We start from the raw sequence: 16,598 nt of genomic DNA on the forward strand, positions 1-16,598 counted from the left end.
TTGGGGACAGCGGACGAATGTCTCCGCAGCCGTTGGCCTTGTGTGGCCGCCGGAGATCAGCATTTCAGAAGGATAAAGCATGGCTACTGGCACAGTTAAATGGTTCAACGCCGAAAAGGGTTTTGGCTTCATTGCCCCGGATGACGGATCCGCCGACGTTTTCGCCCACTACTCGGCAATCGCCTCCAGCGGCTACCGCTCGCTGGACGAGAACCAGAAGGTCGAGTTCGACGTCACCCAGGGCCCCAAGGGCCCGCAGGCCGAGAACATTCGCCCGCTCTAAGCTTTCGGGAAAGCCCGGCCAGCCGGACTGCTTCTCCTAGAAAACACAAGCCCCTTCGGTACCCCCGGAGGGGCTTTGTTTTGCCCATCCGGCCCTCCAGGTCGGACGACGACGACGCCGCCTGCGGAAGTAGCGGCCCGGTCCATCCCCGCCATCAGCCTCAGCGTGGAGGACGGCAACCGTGCCCGTGCACTCTACGAGCGGCTGGGGTTCCGCACGGTGGGCCGCAACGGCGGCTCGGACACCCTCCTGCTGGAACTCCCCCGGAACTCAACCACCGCGTAACGGATCAGCCGCCACATCCGCGGACGGGGGCCCCGGGATATCCTTGTATTTTCAGGCTTGGCGCGGTGACGCCGGGCGCACCACGTCGAACGGCCCCGCCCATGTCTGTGAACCATAACCATCGCGGGTCCCTTCCCCGTGGGGGTCCCCACGAGGGCTTCCTGGACTGCCCCACCGGACTGGTGGAACACTACTTCGCCGACGGGATCTTCCGCTGGTCGGACGGCCTCTACCGCATCTACGGCTACGAGCGGGGCGAGGTGGTCCCCTCGATGGAGATGGTCATGCCCCACATCGAGCCCGAGGACCGGCCGCGGGTCACCGCGTACTGGGAACGGGTGGCGTCCCAGGGCGGCCCGTCCTCCCTCTACCTCTCGATCCGGGACCGGAAGAACCGGCAGCACAAGCTGCTCTACTCCGCGGACTACATTATGGACGGGGACACCCCCATCGGCGTCTGGGGCGTGGTGGTGGACCTGACGCAGTCGATCCACACGGACCGGCACCAGCTCGCCAACGAATCCGTCGCCGCGGCCTCCAAGACCCGGGCCGTGATCGAACAGGCCAAAGGAATCCTGATGGGCCGCACCGGCGTCAGCGCCGATGAGGCGTTCGAGCTGATGAGCAAGCTGAGCTCGGAGACCAACCGGAAGGTCGCGGTGATCGCCCGCGAAATCGTCGAGGGCGCCACCACGGCCGCGAGCCGCCAGGCCTAGTCAGCCAACGTGCACCCAGGGCCGGCGGGTCACATCCGGCTCGGCCTCGCGCAGCACCTCGCGGGTCACCGGGGCGATCTCCCCTCGCCGAACGCCAGGAAGCGCAGCAGGTTGGTCACCGGGTTGCCCTCGGTCCAGCGGAAGTAGATGTGCGGCATCAGTCCGGTCACGTCGCGGATGTGCAGCAGCACGGAGGCGATCGTGTTCGGCACCACCGGCCCGTGCACCTCCAGGATCCGGTACCCGTGCCGGGTGATGCCCTTGACTTCGAGTTCGGTTTCGAAGTCCGAAGAGTCGTCCACCACCACCTCGAGGAACACGGCCTGGTAGTCCAGCGGCAGGTGGCTGACCTGGATCGCGGATTCCAGCTTCTCCCGGTACGCCTCGGGGCTCAGACGCAGCGGTTCGTGCGCCACGATGCTCAGCGGGCCGTCCAGTTCGGCGGACAGGAACTCCAGCGCCTGTCGGTCCAGATGGACGTGGGTGGCGTGCAGTTCAAAGGACCGCCGGGCGCGGGACAGCAGCGAGATGACGATGATCCCGAGGATGAAGATCGACGCGATCCGGATGCCCTCGGGGCGTTCGACGACGTTCGCCACCGTGGTGTACACGAAGACCACGGCGATCACGCCGAAGCCCACGGTGCGCTTGCGCTGCCGTTTCCGGCGGGCGGACAGGGTCACGGCGATCGCCGCCGAGGTCATCAGCACCAGCACGCCGGTGGCGTACGCGCCGCCCTGCGCGTCGACGTCGGCGTCGAAAATCCAGGTGATCAGGAAGCCCACCAGGGTGAAAACGAGCACCAGCGGACGCACCGCGCGGGCCCAGCCGGGGGCCATGCCATAGCGGGGCAGGTAGCGGGGCACCAGGTTCAGCAGCCCGGCCATCGCGGACGCCCCGGCGAACCAGAGGATGGCGATGGTGGAGATGTCGTAGACGGTGCCGAAGCCGATGCCGAGCTGCTCGTGGGCGAGGAACGCCAGGGCGCGGCCGTTGGCCTGGCCGCCGGGCTGGAACTCGTTTTCCGGGATCAGCACCACGGTGGTGAAGCTGCTGATGATCAGGAACGTGCTCATGATCAGGGCCGCGGTGGTCAGAAGCTTCCGGGCGCCCTGGATCCGGCCGGCCGGGTTCTCCTCGGTGTCGTCCGGGTGGCCCTGGATCTGCGGCATCACGGCGACGCCGGTCTCGAAGCCGGAGAGGCCGAGGGCCAACTTTGGGAAGACCAGCAGCGCGAAACCCACGGCAAGCAGCGGGTTCCCGTGCGAGGTGGCGATCGCCGCCCACCAGTTGCCGACGGCCAGCGGGTGGGTCAGCACCTCCCAGAGCGAGACGCCGACCACGACGACGTTCAGGGCCAGGTAGACGCCGACGATCGCGACGGCGACCCCGATCGCCTCCTTGAAGCCGCGGAGGAAGACGGCGGCCAGCAACGCGAGCAGGAACAGGGTGATGGCGACGTTCTGGCCCTGCATCCAGCCCGGGCTGATCGGGTTCTCGACCAGGTGGGCGGTGGCGTCCGCGGCGGAGAGGGTCATGGTGATCATGAAGTCCGTCGCGGCGAAGCCGAGCAGCACCAGCACGAAGAGCTTGCCGCCCCAGCGCGGCATCAGCCGCTCCAGCATGGCGATCGAGCCCTCACCGCGGTGGCTCTCACCGGCCACCCGGCGGTAGACCGGGAGCGCGCCGAATAGGGTGATGGCCACCAGGACCAGGGTGGCCAGCGGCGAAATAACGCCGGCGGCGAGCGCCGCGATGGCCGGCTGGTAGCCCAGGGTGGAGAAGTAGTCGACGCCGGTCAGGCACATCACCTGCCACCAGGTGTGCTTCTTCTCCTCCGCGGCCCGCACGCCGTGCGGACCCTGGTGGGCGCCCTTGCTGTCCTGCAGCCCCACCAGGAGCCACTTCCGGAGTGCTGTGCTGCGGGCCGGCCGGGGTGCCGAGGGGTCGGCCGGGGGCCTGCTCAGGGTGGTCATGAAGAGCCTTTCCTCGCGGCACGCCGCGGCGCACCGCATTGCGATCACCCGCAAACGTAGCACCGGGCCGGGCCCGGAACCGGCCACATCCGCGAATCTTGACGAATCCTTGACGCCCCCTCCCGGCCGGCCGAACGGCCCCGCGTCAAGGATCCGTCAAGATCCGGGCCGCCCCCGTCAAGGAACCGTTAGCACCTGCCGCGGAGCCCCGGCGAAGGTCTTCACTGGTCTCAGGCCCCGCAGACGGGGCGCAGATGAAAGGAACCTGTAATGGCCGACGCGGCTGTGATCGGAATCCTCGTGGTCTCCATGGGATTCGTGATGTGGGTCGGGCAACGCCTGGCCCGGATGCTTGGCGACGACGCCGGGCGGACGGAGGGTGGACGGTGAACGCCGAGGTCCTGATGTGGGCGGTCCTGTTCCTGGCCGGGGTGGGCCTGACGGGCTACCTCCTGGCCGTCCTGATCAACCCCGAGAAGTGGTGACCGCCCGATGACCTTCACCACTCTCTCCTTCCTGCTCCAGGCCGGCGCCCTGCTGGTGGCCTTGGCCGCGGTGCACAAACCGCTGGGGCTCTACCTGGCCCGGGTGGTCGAAGGCACCCGCAGCTCCCGCGCCGAACGCCTCCTCTACCGGCTGACCGGCGTCGACGCCGGCACGGAACAGACCTGGCCGGTGTACCTGCGCGGCGTGCTGGCCTTCTCCGCCGTCTCGATCCTGCTGGTCTTCGCGCTGCAACGGCTCCAGGGCGTCATCCCGGGCACCGGCCCCCTGACCGGCGTGGACCCGTGGGTGGCAATGAACACGGCCATCTCCTTCGTGACCAACACCAACTGGCAGACCTACGCCCCGGAAGCCACGGTGGGCATCTTCGTGCAGATGGGCCTCCTGGCGGTGCAGAACTTCCTCTCCGCCGCCGTCGGCATCGTCGTCGCCGTCGCCCTCATCCGCGGCCTGGTGCGCGTCCGCACCGACCGGCTGGGCAACTTCTGGGTGGACCTGACCCGCGTGACCTACCGGGTGCTGCTGCCCCTGGCGTTCGTTTCCGCCGTCCTCCTGGTGCTGGGCGGGGTGGTGCAGAACTTCTGGTCCACCGACGTCGCTAACCAGGCCATGGGCGTAAACCAGACGATCCCCGGCGGCCCGGTCGCCTCGCAGGAGGCCATCAAGGTCCTCGGCACCAACGGCGGCGGCTACTTCAACGCCAACTCCGCCCACCCGTTCGAGAACCCCAACGCCGCGGTCAGCCTGTTCCAGGTCTTCCTGCTGCTGCTCATCCCCTCCGCGCTGCCGTACACCTTCGGCCGGCTGGTGGGAGACCGGCGGCAGGGCTTCACCGTGGCGGCCGTGATGGGCACGCTCTGGCTGGCCTCCACCCTGCTGACCGGCTGGGCGGTGTCCTCCGCGCAGGGCACGGCGACGGCGGCGGCCGGCGGGCTCGGCGAGGGCTTCGAACAGCGCTTCGGCCCGGCGCCGTCCGCCCTCTACGCCGCCTCCACCACCCTGACCTCCACCGGCGCGGTCAACGCCGCCCACGACTCGCTGCCGCCCCTGGCCGGCGGGATGACGATGATCAACATGATGCTGGGCGAGGTGGCCCCCGGCGGCACCGGTTCGGGGCTGTACGGGCTGCTGATCCTCTCGATCATCGCCGTCTTCATCGCCGGCCTGATGGTGGGCCGCACCCCCGAATACCTGGGCAAGAAGATCGGGCCCACCGAGATGAAGCTCGCCGCCCTGTACATCCTGGTCACCCCCACCCTGGTGCTGGCCCTGGCCGGGGTGACCGTGCTGCTGCCCGACGCCGTCGCCAACGCCCCGGCCACCGGACCGCACCAGTTCAGCGAGGTGCTGTACGCCTTCACCTCCGGGGCGAACAACAACGGCTCCGCCTTCGGCGGCATCACCAGCTCCGGGCCGCTGCTCTCCACCCTCCTGGGCCTGGCCATGCTCCTGGGCCGGTTCCTGCCGATCGTCCTGGTCCTGGCCCTCGCCGGTTCCCTGGCGCGGCAGGGCAAGATCCCGGTCTCCGCCGGCACCCTCCCCACCCACGGCCCCCTGTTCGCGGTGCTGCTGCTGGGCGTGACGGTCATCCTCACCGCCCTCAGCTACTTCCCCGCCCTCGCCCTAGGCCCCCTCGCAGAAGGATTGATCCGATGACCCCGTCCCCCGCGGACACCTCCAGCCGGACCTACGCCGACGGCAACCCCTCGGCACCCCCGGCGAACACAAGCACCACACCAAGGCCCCGGCCAGGCTGACCCTGGCTACCGTGGCCGCCGCCCTGCCGCTCGCGGTGCGCAAGCTCGCGCCCCGCCAGATGGTCCACTCCCCGGTGATGTTCACCGTGCTGGTCGGCGCCGCGCTGTGCACCGTGATCTGCGTGCTGAAACCCTCCGTCTTCGGCATTGCGGTCACGGCGTGGCTGTGGCTGACCGTCCTCTTCGGCACACTGTCCGAGTCGATCGCCGAGGGCCGCGGCAAGGCCCAGGCGGACAGCCTGCGCGCCAGCCGGCAGGGCGTGGAGGCCACGCTGCGGCTGCCCGACGGCGGCACCCGCCGCGTCCCGGGCACCGAGCTGAAGCTCAACGACGTGATCATCTGCGAGGCCGGGGACGTGATCGCTTCCGACGGCGAGATCATCGAGGGCGTCGCCAGCGTCGACGAATCGACCATCACCGGCGAATCTGCCCCCGTCATCCGCGAATCCGGCGGCGACCGGTCCTCGGTGACCGGCGGCACCCGGGTGCTCTCGGACCGGATCGTCATCCGGATCACCGCCGAGGCCGGCGAGACCTTCGTGGACCGGATGATCAAGCTGGTGGAGGGCGCCGTCCGGCAGAAGACCCCGAATGAGATTGCCCTGCACGTGCTCCTGGTCTCCCTGACCATCGTCTTCCTGATCGTCACCATGGCGCTGGCCCCGTTCGCCGCCCTCGCCGGTGCCACCCCGTCCCCGATCGTCCTCGTGGCCCTGCTGGTCTGCCTGATCCCCACCACCATCGGGGCGCTGGTCCCGGCCATCGGCATCGCCGGCATGGACCGGCTGGTCCAGCACAACGTCCTGGCCACCTCCGGCCGGGCCGTGGAAACTGCCGGGGACATCACCACCCTGCTGCTGGATAAAACCGGCACCATCACCTATGGCAACCGCCGCGCAGTGGAATTCCACCCCGCGGACGGGATCGGCGTGGACCGGCTGATTGAGGCCGCCCGGCTCTGCAGCCTGGCCGACGAGACCCCGGAGGGCCGGTCCGTCGTGGACCTGGCCGCCGAACGCGGCGTCGCCGGGGCGGACCTGGCCGCGCTGGAAACCGGCAGCCGGGACGTCGCCGTCGTCCCCTTCAGCGCCGCGACCCGGATGTCCGGGCTGGATCTGGACGGGCGGATGATCCGCAAGGGCGCAGCCTCCACCGTAGGCGCCTTCGTCGAGGAACACGGCGGCCGCACCGGCGCGGAGGTGGACGCCCGGGTGCGGGAGATTGCCGCGCAGGGCGGCACCCCGCTGCTGGTGGCCGAGGTGGCCGCCGACGGACGCCCCGAGGTGCTCGGCTGCGTCCACCTGGCCGACGTCGTGAAGCCCGGCATGCACGCCCGGTTCGCCGAGCTGCGCCAGATGGGCATCCGCACGGTCATGATTACCGGCGACAACCCCATCACGGCCAAGGCGATCGCCGCCGAGGCCGGAGTGGACGACTTCCTGGCCGAGGCCACCCCGGAGGACAAGCTTGCCGTCATCCGCAAGGAACAGTCCGCCGGCCGGCTCGTGGCCATGACCGGGGACGGCACCAACGACGCCCCCGCGCTGGCCGCCGCCGACGTCGGCGTCGCGATGAACTCAGGGACCCCGGCAGCCAAGGACGCCGCCAACATGGTGGACCTGGACTCGGACCCCACCAAGCTGATCAACATCGTGGGCATCGGCAAGCAGCTGCTGATCACTCGGGGCGCGCTGACCACCTTCTCGGTGGCCAACGACGTCGCCAAGTACTTCGCGATTGTCCCGGCGCTGTTCGCGGCCACGTTCCCGGGCCTGGGCCTGCTGAACATCATGGGCCTGGCGACGCCGGCGTCCGCGATCCTCTCGGCGGTGATCTTCAACGCCCTGATCATCATCGCACTGGTCCCGCTGGCGCTGCGCGGCGTGAAGTACCGCGCCGTCACCGCCAACCGGGCGCTGTCCCGGAATCTGCTGATCTACGGCCTCGGCGGCCTGGTGGCACCCTTCATCGGCATCAAGATCATCGACCTCGTGATCTCCCTCATCCCCGGAATCGGCTAGGAACACCCATGACCACCATCTTCGGATACCTCCGGCAAGCCGGCACCGCGCTGCGCTTCCTCCTCGCCGCCACCCTGCTGCTCGGCGTCGCCTACCCCCTGGCCGTGTTCGGCGCCGGGCAGCTGATTGCTCCCGCCCAGGCGAACGGCTCCATCCTCCGGGACAGCGCCGGGCGCCCGGCGGCGTCGGCCCTGATCGCGCAGGCCTCCGCCGGCGACGGCGGGGCCCAGGACCCGCGCTGGTTCCACATCCGGCCCTCGGCGGTGGCGTGGGACCCGGCGTCCTCCTCGGCCAGCAACCTCGGCCTGAACGACCCGAAATTGCTGGACTCCGTGCAAAAGGCCCGCGCCGCGGTGGCCGCGGAAGAGCACGTCTCCGTGGACCAGGTCCCGGCCGACGCCGTCACCGCCTCGGCCTCGGGCCTGGACCCGGACATCTCCCCGGCCTACGCGGCGCTCCAGGTGGCCCGGGTGGCCGCCGCGCAGGGGCTGGACCCGGCCGCCGTCGAGGACCTGGTCCGCGGTGCCACCCGCGGCGGCGTCACGGCGTTCCTCGGCCAGCTCTCGGTCAATGTCACCGCCCTGAACCTGGCCGTCGCGGACGCCGCCGCGGCGGCGCAGCCGGGCCGGACCAAGTGAGAGAATGACGGCATGGCACGAGGAACGCTGCGGATTTTCCTGGGGGCGGCGCCCGGCGTCGGGAAAACCTACGAGATGCTCGAAGAGGCCCACCGGCTGGCGCAGCGCGGCACCGACGTCGTCGTAGCCTTCGCCATGGACCACGGCCGCAGCGAGACCCGCGCCCTGCTGGACGGCCTGGAGATCGTGCCGCCGCGCCGCCTGCCCTACCGGGGCACCGAGTTCGAGGAAATGGACCTGGACGCCGTCCTGGCGCGTGCCCCGGAAACCGCGATCGTGGACGAGTATGCCCACTCCAACATCCCCGGCAGCCGCAACCCGAAGCGCTGGCAGGACGTCGATGCGCTGCTGGAGGCCGGCATCGACGTCCTCTCCACCGTCAACATCCAGCACCTGGCCTCGCTCGGGGACGTCGTCAGCGCCATCACCGACGTGCGCCAGGCCGAGACGGTGCCCGACGACGTCGTCCGCCGCGCGGACCAGATCCACCTGGTGGACATCTCCCCGGAGCTACTGCGGCAGCGGCTGGGTGACGGCAAGATCTACGCCCCGGAGAAGATCGACGCTGCCCTCTCGAACTACTTCCGGGTGGGCAACCTGACCGCGCTGCGGGAACTGGCGCTGCTCTGGCTCGCGGACCGGGTGGACGAGGGCCTGGCCAAATACCGGGCCGAACAGGGCATCGAGGAGAGCTGGCCGGCCCGGGAACGGATCGTGGTGGGACTGACCGGCGGCCCCGAGGGCGAGGTGCTGATCCGCCGCGGCGCCCGCATCCTCAACCGGGTCAACGGCGGGGACCTGCTGGCCGTGCACGTCCGGGTGGCCGACGGCGTCGCCAGCGAATCCCCGCAGGCCCTCGAGGCGCAGCGGCACCTGATCCAGGACCTCGGCGGCAGCTACCACACGGTCGCCGGGGAGGACCCGGCCGCGGCGCTGCTGGATTTCGCCCGCAGCGTCAACGCCACCCAGATCGTGGTCGGGATCTCCCGCCGCCGGAAGATCGATTCCCTGGCCGGCTGGCTGCTGGGCGGCGGCGTGGGCACCCGGGTGGTCCGCGACTCCGGTGACATCGACGTGCACATGGTCTCCCACCCGCTGGTGGGCCGCGGCGCCCGCCCGGTCCGGCCCCGGGACCTGGGCCGGATCCGGGTGCTGGTGGGCTTCGCCCTGGCGCTGCTGCTGCCGCCGGCGGTCCAGGCGCTGCTGGTGCTCGATCCGGAGCGGAACGTCGCCACCGTCATGCTGGTCCAGCTCAGCGGCTCCGTGGCGGTCGCCCTGGTGGGCGGCCTGTGGCCGGCCATCCTCGCCGCCGTGCTCAGCAGCCTGCTCGTTAACTACTTCTCCACCCCGCCGGTGGGCACCCTGACCATCAGTGACTCCCAGAACCTGCTTGCGCTGCTGGTGTTCGTCGGGGTCTCCGCCGCCGTCGCCGTCGTCGTCGACGTCTCCGCCCGCCGCTCCAAGGAGGCCGCCCGGGCCCGCGCCGAAGCCACCACCCTGGGCGACCTGGCCCGCAACGCCGCCGGTTCGGAGGACACGCTCGCCGCGCTGCTGGAGCAGGCGCTCAGCGTCTTCCAGGTCCGCGCCGCGGCGCTCTACGTCCGGCCCGCGGAGGGCGGCGGCAACTCCGGGGAGTGGGAGCTGATCGCCACGGCCGGGTCGCCGGGCAGCGCCGAAACCGCCGACGGCGGCGCGGCCGGGGACAACGTCGAGGAGGTGGGCTCCGGCGCCCGCCTGGTGCTCTACGGCCGGGTCCTCCCGGCGAGCGACCGGAGGCTGCTGGCCGCATTCGGCGTCCACCTCGAGGCGCAGCTGGAACGCCAGCAGCTCGTGGCCAGCCGGCGGCAGATGCTCCGCCTGGCCGAGAGCAACACCATCCGCACCTCCATCCTGCGCGCCGTCTCGCACGACCTGCGCACGCCCCTGGCCGGCATCAAGCTGGCCGTCGGCGGCCTCCGGCACGACGCGGACCGCTACAGCCCCGAGGAAAGGGAAGAACTGCTGGCCACCATCGAGGAATGCTCGGACCGCCTGGACGCCCTGGTGGGGAACCTGCTGGACATGTCCCGGATCAGCGCCGACGCCGCCCACCCCTGCTCCGGCCGGTCCGCTGGTTCGATGTGATCCCCGGGGCGCTGCGCGCAGTGCCGGCCGGCCGGGTCCGGGTGGAGCTGCCGCCGAACATGCCCGAGGTCGACGCCGACCCCGGCATGCTGGAGCGCGTGGTGGCCAACGTCGTCGAGAACGCCGTGAAATACGCGCCCGAGGCGGACATTGTCCTGGTCGGCGCCGGCGGCGGCCTGAGCCCGGTGGCCCTGGGCGGCCGGCCCGCCGGGGAGCTGCGGATCATCGACCACGGCCACGGCATCCCGGCCGAACGCGTACTGGAGATGTTCCGGCCCTTTCAACGGCTCGACGACGCCCCGCAGGCCACCGGGATCGGCCTGGGCCTGGCCGTGGCAAAGGGCTTCACCGACGCGATGGGCGGCAGCCTCACCGCCGAACCGACCCCCGGCGGCGGCCTGACCATGGTGATCCGGCTGCCGCTCTCCACCGGCGCACCCTTCGAGCCCGGCCACCGGCAGGCCCCGCTGGAACCGCAGTCCACCCTGGACCACCGGGCACACCGCCTGCCCGCCGCCGCGAACCGGACGGAGGCCGGATGACCGCCGTCCTCGTCGTCGACGACGACCCGCACCTGCTTCGGGCCCTGCGCATCACGCTGCAGGCGCACGGCTACGAGGTCACCACGGCCGCGGACGGTCAGTCCGCCCTGCTGGCCGCCACCCAGCACCCGCTGGCGCTGGTGATCCTGGACCTGGGCCTGCCGGACCTGGACGGCACCGAGGTGCTCCGCGAGCTCCGCACCTGGAGCCAGGCGCCGGTGCTGGTGCTCTCGGCCCGGCACGGCTCCGAGGACAAGGTGGCGGCGCTCGACGCCGGCGCGGACGACTACATCACCAAGCCGTTCGGACTGGACGAGCTGCTGGCCCGGCTGCGCGCCCTGCTGCGCCGCACCGCCGACGTCGATGTCCAGCCGGTCGTCGCCACCGAGGCGTTCACCGTGGACCTCGGCAAGCACCGGGTCACCCGCGGCGGGGAGGACATCCGCCTGACCCCCACCGAGTGGAAAATGCTGGAGGTGCTGGTCCGGAACCCGGAGAAGCTGATCCCGCAGCAGCAACTGCTCTCCGAGGTCTGGGGCCCGGCGTACGCCAAGGAAACCAACTACCTGCGGGTCTACATGGCGCAGCTGCGCCGCAAGCTCGAGGCGGACCCCGCCGCCCCCAGGCACCTGCTCACGGAGGCGGGGATCGGCTACCGGTTCGTGCCGTAGGTGCGGGACCATCAGGAAGCATAAGCGACCTGACATAATCTTCATTATCGGCGCTTGAGAGGCTCTCTGCACCGTGCCCGCAGCGGCAATGCTGGGAGGCCGGCCCCAACGATGGAGCCGGCCCCTCACATTTCGATGGAGTCTGCTATTTCAGACGTACTGGCTGTCCGAGTAGTCTTCCTGCGGATGTATTGCCAGCGGTTACGACGTTCCACGAAGTGTCGGGAACGAAATAGCCAAGGCTCAGGTCGGCTGAGGTAACTGTGTGTTTGGGTGTGCTGCAAAGGTAGGATGCGCTTGCGGCGAGGCCTGTATACCGGCAGTTCCCTGTTCCTGGTGGGACGAATGGTGCGAAATTTCCAGCCGTCGGTATGACGTCGACAGCTGTGCCTGCGTTGTTTTTGACAGTGAATTGATACGACACCTGCTCACCGACTGTGTAGGGAGTGGTACCAACGTTTCGGGTGGTGTTCGTGGCTGATCCGTTTACGGTAACGCCTGCAATGGTTGCTGTTCCGGCCTGAGCAGCGCTGCTTAGGTTCACGGGCAGGCCGAGTACGCGACCTGTTCCGGTTGCGTTCCCGCTGATGCTCCATTGGGTATCTGGGACAAAGAAGCCCTGGTCGACCTCTGCCTGGGTTACTGTGTGCAGCGGCGTTGTGCAGGAGTAGGCGGCGCCGGGCGCCAAGTTTGAGTAGCGGCAATTGCCGCTACCTGGTGGGACCAGGGGAGCGAAATTTCCGGATGTCGGGGCCACCGTCACGGCCCCGGTGTTGGTGTTTTTGACCGTGAATTGGTAGGCGATGGTTTCGCCTGCAGTGTAGGGGCGTGTGGTGAGGTCTCGGCTGGCATCAGCTCGGGAGCCGGCAATGGAGACGCCGGCGACGGTGGTCGGGCTAGCGGTGGCAGCGGGTGTGCAGGAGTTGAGCCAGTCGTCACTGAAGCGGGCGAACTCTAGATCGCTGCTGTAGCTGGCCTCGTACAGGACGCCGATCTGTCCAGTGCCGAGTCGGGTACCGGTGGAGTAGGCGGAGAATCCGGCGCGGATCGTGCGGGGCACACCCCAAGAGATTCCGTCATCGCATGAGACACGAGCTGATACGTTTTGGCGGGTGTCGGGGTCGTTGGCATTAGTGAAAACCAACATTTTTGCATCGGAGGTCCCTGCCGCGGCGTCCGGAAACAGCCGGAAGATGGATGCGTTGTTGGCTGGATCGCTCAGGCTCGTGTCGATAGTGACGGGGCCGTACGTGGTCCCGCCGTCGGACGAGGTGGCGACTTTTCGGGCGTTATCGGCAGCATTGTTGGAGCGGGAGTTGAGCATGAGGCGGCCGTCGGAAAGCTCGACTGTCTTATTCTCGTCCATGGCTGTGCCGACGAAAGCGCCCCGCTGCCACGTGGCGCCATGGTCGTCCGAGTACACCGAGTAAGCCTGGATGGCGTCCGAACCGTTCGCCTGGCGCACGGTGCCCGTAAATTGCTGAACCAGCCGCCCTGCTCGGGAACCATACTTGAGCTGGATTCCCTCGCCGGACGCAGCAAACATTCCTTTGACGTCCCCGGGTTGCGGGTTGGAGGGGGTGGCTCCTGGTTTCACGACGCTCGTAATGAGGCGCGGTGCACCCCAAGTGATCCCGAGATCGGTCGATTCGCTGACCTGGGCACTGATGATGCTGCGATCCGCATCGTCGTTACCGAAATTGCTGGCGGAGAATCCGGCATCTTTTGAGTAGACCGAGAAAAGGAACAATTTCCCCGCGCTGGCATCCCAGACCAGGCTGGGGTCGCTGTAACCGAACTTATTTGCACCGTTGTTCGCGGAATCTGCGAAGCCGGCGAGCACGGTTCGCTGAGCGTCCCAGGTAACGCCACCATCAGTACTGCGGCGCAAAACAATCGAGTTGGGGTTCGGGGCGTCTGCGGCGCTGGTCGGGCGACCATCCCAGGCCGAAATCACCACTCCGTTACCTAGATAGGCGAGAGCCGGTATCCGGTAGGCGGCGAAGGGGCTGACGAGTGTGGCGGCGAGATTTTGCTCGGAGAAGGCTCCCGGCGGATCTGCCGGAGCAGCTGCCGCGGGAACGACGGCTGTGGCTAAGACGACTACTGCCGCCGATGCGGCGAGGGCCAGACGGCTGAGAGGCCGCGAACGGGGTGGGCTCTTGGGCATTAAGAGTTCCTGTCAGTAAAACCAACATTGGATGTGGGACATCCTTTAACCTAGTGATGTAGATCACGTGGGTCAAGGATGGGCCCAGCGCCTGCATTTTTGATGGCCACCCGCTCGGGCCCAGAATAAGGTATGACATCCCACCTATGCTCATTCCAGGCAACTGACCATCATGAGGCTGTCCTTGCCACCAGGGGCTATGCCGGCTATCGCCAGTACCGGATTCCGGCTCTGGCTGTCAGCGCTAAAGGAACCGTTCTGGCTGCCTATGATGGGCGCCCCAACCTGGATGATCTGCCCAGCCCGATAGACCTGCTGCTGCGCAGAAGCGTCGACAATGGTCGTACGTGGGAGGCGCAAACGGCTGTGCGAACTGGGGCCGGTTTGGAAGGGTTCGGTGACCCTAGCCTTCTTGTGGATGTGGAAACCGGGCGGATCCTCCTATTTCACGCCGCCGGGACCCGCGCCGGTTTCTTTGAAGCCACAACAGGTACGGGGCACGACGACCACGATGTTCAGCACTGCGACCTGAGTATTTCCGACGATGACGGTCTCACGTGGGAGCACAGGCGCATCACGTCCGAACTAAAGAGGTCAGTTGGAAACGAGCATGGAGTTAGCGGCATCTTTGCGTCCGCCGGCCAAGGCATCCAAATTCATGCAGGCCCTTTCAGAGGGCGCCTGGTCCAGCAGTACGTCCTCCTCTGCTCCGGCGAGATCATGGCCGCATCAGCCTTTAGCGATGACCACGGAATGAGCTGGCGCCTTGGTCAACTCATCTCCGCAAGGACTCATGGGGCGGCGGCGAACGAAAATAAGGTGGCGGCGCTCGACGATGGGCGTCTGCTCCTGCACAGCCGGGCAACACCGCGACGCCTGGCGTCCCTTTCCGAGGACGGCGGCGAGACATGGAGCCCGCTGACCTCCATAGAAGAACTTCCCGACCCTGGCGACAACGGATCACTGGCGCGCTTTGACGGGTCCCCGGGGGTGTCCCACCTGACCGAGGAGAGAACCGGCCGATGGCTGATCGCCACCAATAACCTCGACACCGGCATCCGCCGGAATACCGCACTCAGCCTCTCCCCGGATGATGGGAAGACCTGGCCGGCGCGGGTAGTTATTTGCCCCGGCAGTTCAGGGTACTCAACGGCTGCCCGGCTGCCTGATGGGAACATTGGAGTCCTCTACGAGCGCCAGGGCTACAGGGAGATAGTCTTTACGTCCGTCGATACCAGTCACCTTGAACGGCAGCTCCCCGCTACCGCTCTTGGAACCAGGAGCAACGATGGCGGGCAGAGCAGCGAGGGCTGCGGACTTCACTTCGATCTCGAGCTCCGCTCCATCACCCCGGGCCTTCCCGCAGAGTGGAAGGATGCCGGCGAGTCCCACGTCGTGGCGACGGAGCCGGGCCGGTGGGACCCGTCCGCCTGGAAAGAGATAGGGCAGGGATACGCTCCCGGACAAGGCCAAGTGTTGGGGACACGTGAGGCCCAGGACATTAACTATGGCCCGGTGACGCCCGCATACAAGGCCGGGGACATCCTCGCATTCACGGGGCGTGCAAGAAATGACGGACCCGGACCCCTGACCGACGTCCGCCTACAGGCGCCTACAGGTCCCCCGATGACGCCTGCTGACCTGATGCCGGGCCAGGAGAAGCTCTACAGGGACCTCGTGTACACGGTGACCGAGGCTGACCTCAACGGAGAGTCCTTTGAACTGCGCTTTGGAGTGACGGCAGCTCTGGATGGCGAAACCATCCAGACCTCACGGCTGTTCACCTTCACACGCGACACCGGCCAAGTCCGGGTCGCGCCCTCCCCTGGCCCAGGGTAGTTCTCCGGTCGATGGGGGCCTCCCGACCGAGGGCTTACCCCGCGGTCAAGGCGCTCATCTGCGCGAGACGCTGGAGCCTCTCCGGAACGCCCAGCCCGGGATCCCCAAGGCCGATTTTGAAACCGACCAGGGGAACCGGGCCGGCGGCGGTCAAGCACTTCTGAATCTCGTGGCGGTTCAGCAGGGAGCTCAGCGGGGCTCCGGTGACCTCTACCGCGGGAAGGTGGGCATCGATCCAGGGGTAACCAAACTCCGTTTCCACCGGCGAGCAGCCAGAAAACATCACTCCGTAGAGGACCCCGGCCTCCCGGGCCTCGGCCAGTTGCGCCACCACAGAACCGGGGTCACCGCTCTCGATCACCGAGCGGCCCCAGTTGATGACCAACCCGACCCGGGCACCGGACGCGCCGAGGGTGCTGAGGACTTCCATCTCCTCCTCTAAGGGCAGAAACCCCTTCTCAGAGGCATGGCCGGCGCGGGGCGCATCGCAGTGCTCAATGCAGACCTGCGTCGAGCCCCAGTCCCACTCCAGGATCTCGCGCAGAGAGCGCTCGAAAGCGGAGGCCGAGGAGCTGTAGGCGGGCGCGGAATGCAGTTCCACGGCTTCCACACTGTGGCCCTCCCCCTCCAACCGGGACACGTAGGAGCGCAGCTCCGAAACGTACGCGAGGGCCTCGTTGCGCCCCTCCGCGTCGGCGGAGGCGAGCCCAAAAGAAGGCGAGCACTGAAGCCGCTGCATCGTCCCGGGAATTGCGGTTACAACCGCGGAAAAGCCCCCCGGGGCGCCTTCCGGCCAGGGGCCACCGCCTAGGGGGCCGAAGGGCAGTTCCAGTCCGCGAATGGAGTCGATAGCCCCCAGGCCGGCATAGAACGAGGCCGTTTCGACGGCGGGCTGGGCGGCGTAGGCGCCAAGGATCAAGGACATTTTTGGAAACTCCACACTTTTTCGAGCCGCGGCCGGGATCATTCGGAGATACATCCCCGCGGTCAGCGCCGCAGCCGGACTCCGAGGGGTGCGGCCCACCTTAGCAAGCAGATAAGGCGTCATCGACCATGCGAAGACCGGGCCACT

The 16,598-nt window shown here is 68.3% G+C and carries 12 protein-coding genes and 1 pseudogene; 10 read left to right on the top strand and 3 right to left on the bottom strand.

The features are described from left to right. Positions 1 to 79: 79 nt before the first annotated feature. Positions 80 to 283, top strand: coding sequence for a cold-shock protein (locus ACRQ5B_RS04355; RefSeq protein WP_013599688.1), 204 nt, complete (start codon positions 80 to 82; stop codon positions 281 to 283). A gap of 386 nt (positions 284 to 669) precedes the next feature. Beyond that, positions 670 to 1,284, top strand: a complete 615-nt coding sequence (locus ACRQ5B_RS04360) for a PAS and ANTAR domain-containing protein (protein ID WP_432397311.1) — start codon at positions 670 to 672, stop codon at positions 1,282 to 1,284. Here the strand turns inward: ACRQ5B_RS04360 and ACRQ5B_RS04365 are convergent. Then, positions 1,285 to 3,260: pseudogene (locus ACRQ5B_RS04365) on the bottom strand (amino acid transporter). It abuts the gene before it with no gap. A gap of 386 nt (positions 3,261 to 3,646) precedes the next feature. Between ACRQ5B_RS04365 and ACRQ5B_RS04370 the strand changes: the two are divergent. From ACRQ5B_RS04370 to ACRQ5B_RS04400, 7 genes are all read left to right on the top strand, one after another. Next, positions 3,647 to 3,745: a potassium-transporting ATPase subunit F gene (locus tag ACRQ5B_RS04370; RefSeq protein WP_432397313.1), complete on the top strand. Its 99-nt coding sequence runs from the start codon at positions 3,647 to 3,649 to the stop codon at positions 3,743 to 3,745. 7 nt (positions 3,746 to 3,752) lie between these two features. Continuing rightward, the gene (gene kdpA / locus ACRQ5B_RS04375) at positions 3,753 to 5,420 is read left to right on the top strand and encodes a potassium-transporting ATPase subunit KdpA (protein ID WP_432397316.1); all 1,668 of its coding nucleotides are present in this window, start codon (positions 3,753 to 3,755) and stop codon (positions 5,418 to 5,420) included. Positions 5,421 to 5,580: 160 nt separating this feature from the next. Further along, on the top strand, positions 5,581 to 7,542 hold the full coding sequence (gene kdpB, locus ACRQ5B_RS04380; protein ID WP_432398697.1) for a potassium-transporting ATPase subunit KdpB: 1,962 nt from the start codon (positions 5,581 to 5,583) through the stop codon (positions 7,540 to 7,542). A gap of 8 nt (positions 7,543 to 7,550) precedes the next feature. After that, entirely contained in the window at positions 7,551 to 8,180 is a 630-nt protein-coding gene (locus ACRQ5B_RS04385; RefSeq protein ID WP_432397319.1) for a potassium-transporting ATPase subunit C, read from the top strand. 12 nt (positions 8,181 to 8,192) lie between these two features. Continuing rightward, positions 8,193 to 10,304 (top strand): DUF4118 domain-containing protein, encoded by a 2,112-nt coding sequence (locus ACRQ5B_RS04390; RefSeq protein WP_432397322.1) that lies wholly within the window; start codon positions 8,193 to 8,195, stop codon positions 10,302 to 10,304. Further along, a complete protein-coding gene (locus ACRQ5B_RS04395; RefSeq protein WP_432397325.1) occupies positions 10,301 to 10,846 on the top strand; it encodes a sensor histidine kinase in 546 nt (181 codons plus the stop codon). Before ACRQ5B_RS04390 ends, ACRQ5B_RS04395 begins: the two co-directional genes overlap by 4 nt. Next, on the top strand, positions 10,843 to 11,517 hold the full coding sequence (locus ACRQ5B_RS04400; RefSeq protein ID WP_432397328.1) for a response regulator: 675 nt from the start codon (positions 10,843 to 10,845) through the stop codon (positions 11,515 to 11,517). Before ACRQ5B_RS04395 ends, ACRQ5B_RS04400 begins: the two co-directional genes overlap by 4 nt. Positions 11,518 to 11,662: 145 nt before the next feature. On the opposite strand, the gene ACRQ5B_RS04405 is transcribed toward ACRQ5B_RS04400, so the two are convergent. Beyond that, on the bottom strand, positions 11,663 to 13,477 hold the full coding sequence (locus ACRQ5B_RS04405; protein WP_432397331.1) for a sialidase family protein: 1,815 nt from the start codon (positions 13,475 to 13,477) through the stop codon (positions 11,663 to 11,665). A gap of 342 nt (positions 13,478 to 13,819) precedes the next feature. On the opposite strand from ACRQ5B_RS04405, the gene ACRQ5B_RS04410 reads away from it, so the two are divergent. Further along, a complete protein-coding gene (locus tag ACRQ5B_RS04410) occupies positions 13,820 to 15,526 on the top strand; it encodes a sialidase family protein (protein ID WP_432397334.1) in 1,707 nt (568 codons plus the stop codon). Between the two features lie 34 nt (positions 15,527 to 15,560). Here the strand turns inward: ACRQ5B_RS04410 and ACRQ5B_RS04415 are convergent, their stop codons facing one another. Next, positions 15,561 to 16,493 carry a DUF4862 family protein gene (locus ACRQ5B_RS04415; RefSeq protein ID WP_432397336.1) on the bottom strand — a complete coding sequence of 311 codons (933 nt, stop codon included), beginning with the start codon at positions 16,491 to 16,493 and terminating at the stop codon, positions 15,561 to 15,563. Positions 16,494 to 16,598 lie beyond the last annotated feature (105 nt).

The organism is Pseudarthrobacter sp. L19 (assembly GCF_050859435.1).
Lineage (GTDB): Bacteria > Actinomycetota > Actinomycetes > Actinomycetales > Micrococcaceae > Arthrobacter.

Coding starts and splice junctions, on each gene's coding strand:
- ACRQ5B_RS04400 (WP_432397328.1), top strand. CDS start 10,843: ATGACCGCCGTCCTCGTCGTCGACGACGACCCGCACCTGCTTCGGGCC.
- ACRQ5B_RS04410 (WP_432397334.1), top strand. CDS start 13,820: ATGACATCCCACCTATGCTCATTCCAGGCAACTGACCATCATGAGGCT.
- kdpA (WP_432397316.1), top strand. CDS start 3,753: ATGACCTTCACCACTCTCTCCTTCCTGCTCCAGGCCGGCGCCCTGCTG.
- kdpB (WP_432398697.1), top strand. CDS start 5,581: ATGGTCCACTCCCCGGTGATGTTCACCGTGCTGGTCGGCGCCGCGCTG.
- ACRQ5B_RS04355 (WP_013599688.1), top strand. CDS start 80: ATGGCTACTGGCACAGTTAAATGGTTCAACGCCGAAAAGGGTTTTGGC.
- ACRQ5B_RS04415 (WP_432397336.1), bottom strand. CDS start 16,493: ATGATCCCGGCCGCGGCTCGAAAAAGTGTGGAGTTTCCAAAAATGTCC.
- ACRQ5B_RS04360 (WP_432397311.1), top strand. CDS start 670: ATGTCTGTGAACCATAACCATCGCGGGTCCCTTCCCCGTGGGGGTCCC.
- ACRQ5B_RS04385 (WP_432397319.1), top strand. CDS start 7,551: ATGACCACCATCTTCGGATACCTCCGGCAAGCCGGCACCGCGCTGCGC.
- ACRQ5B_RS04390 (WP_432397322.1), top strand. CDS start 8,193: ATGGCACGAGGAACGCTGCGGATTTTCCTGGGGGCGGCGCCCGGCGTC.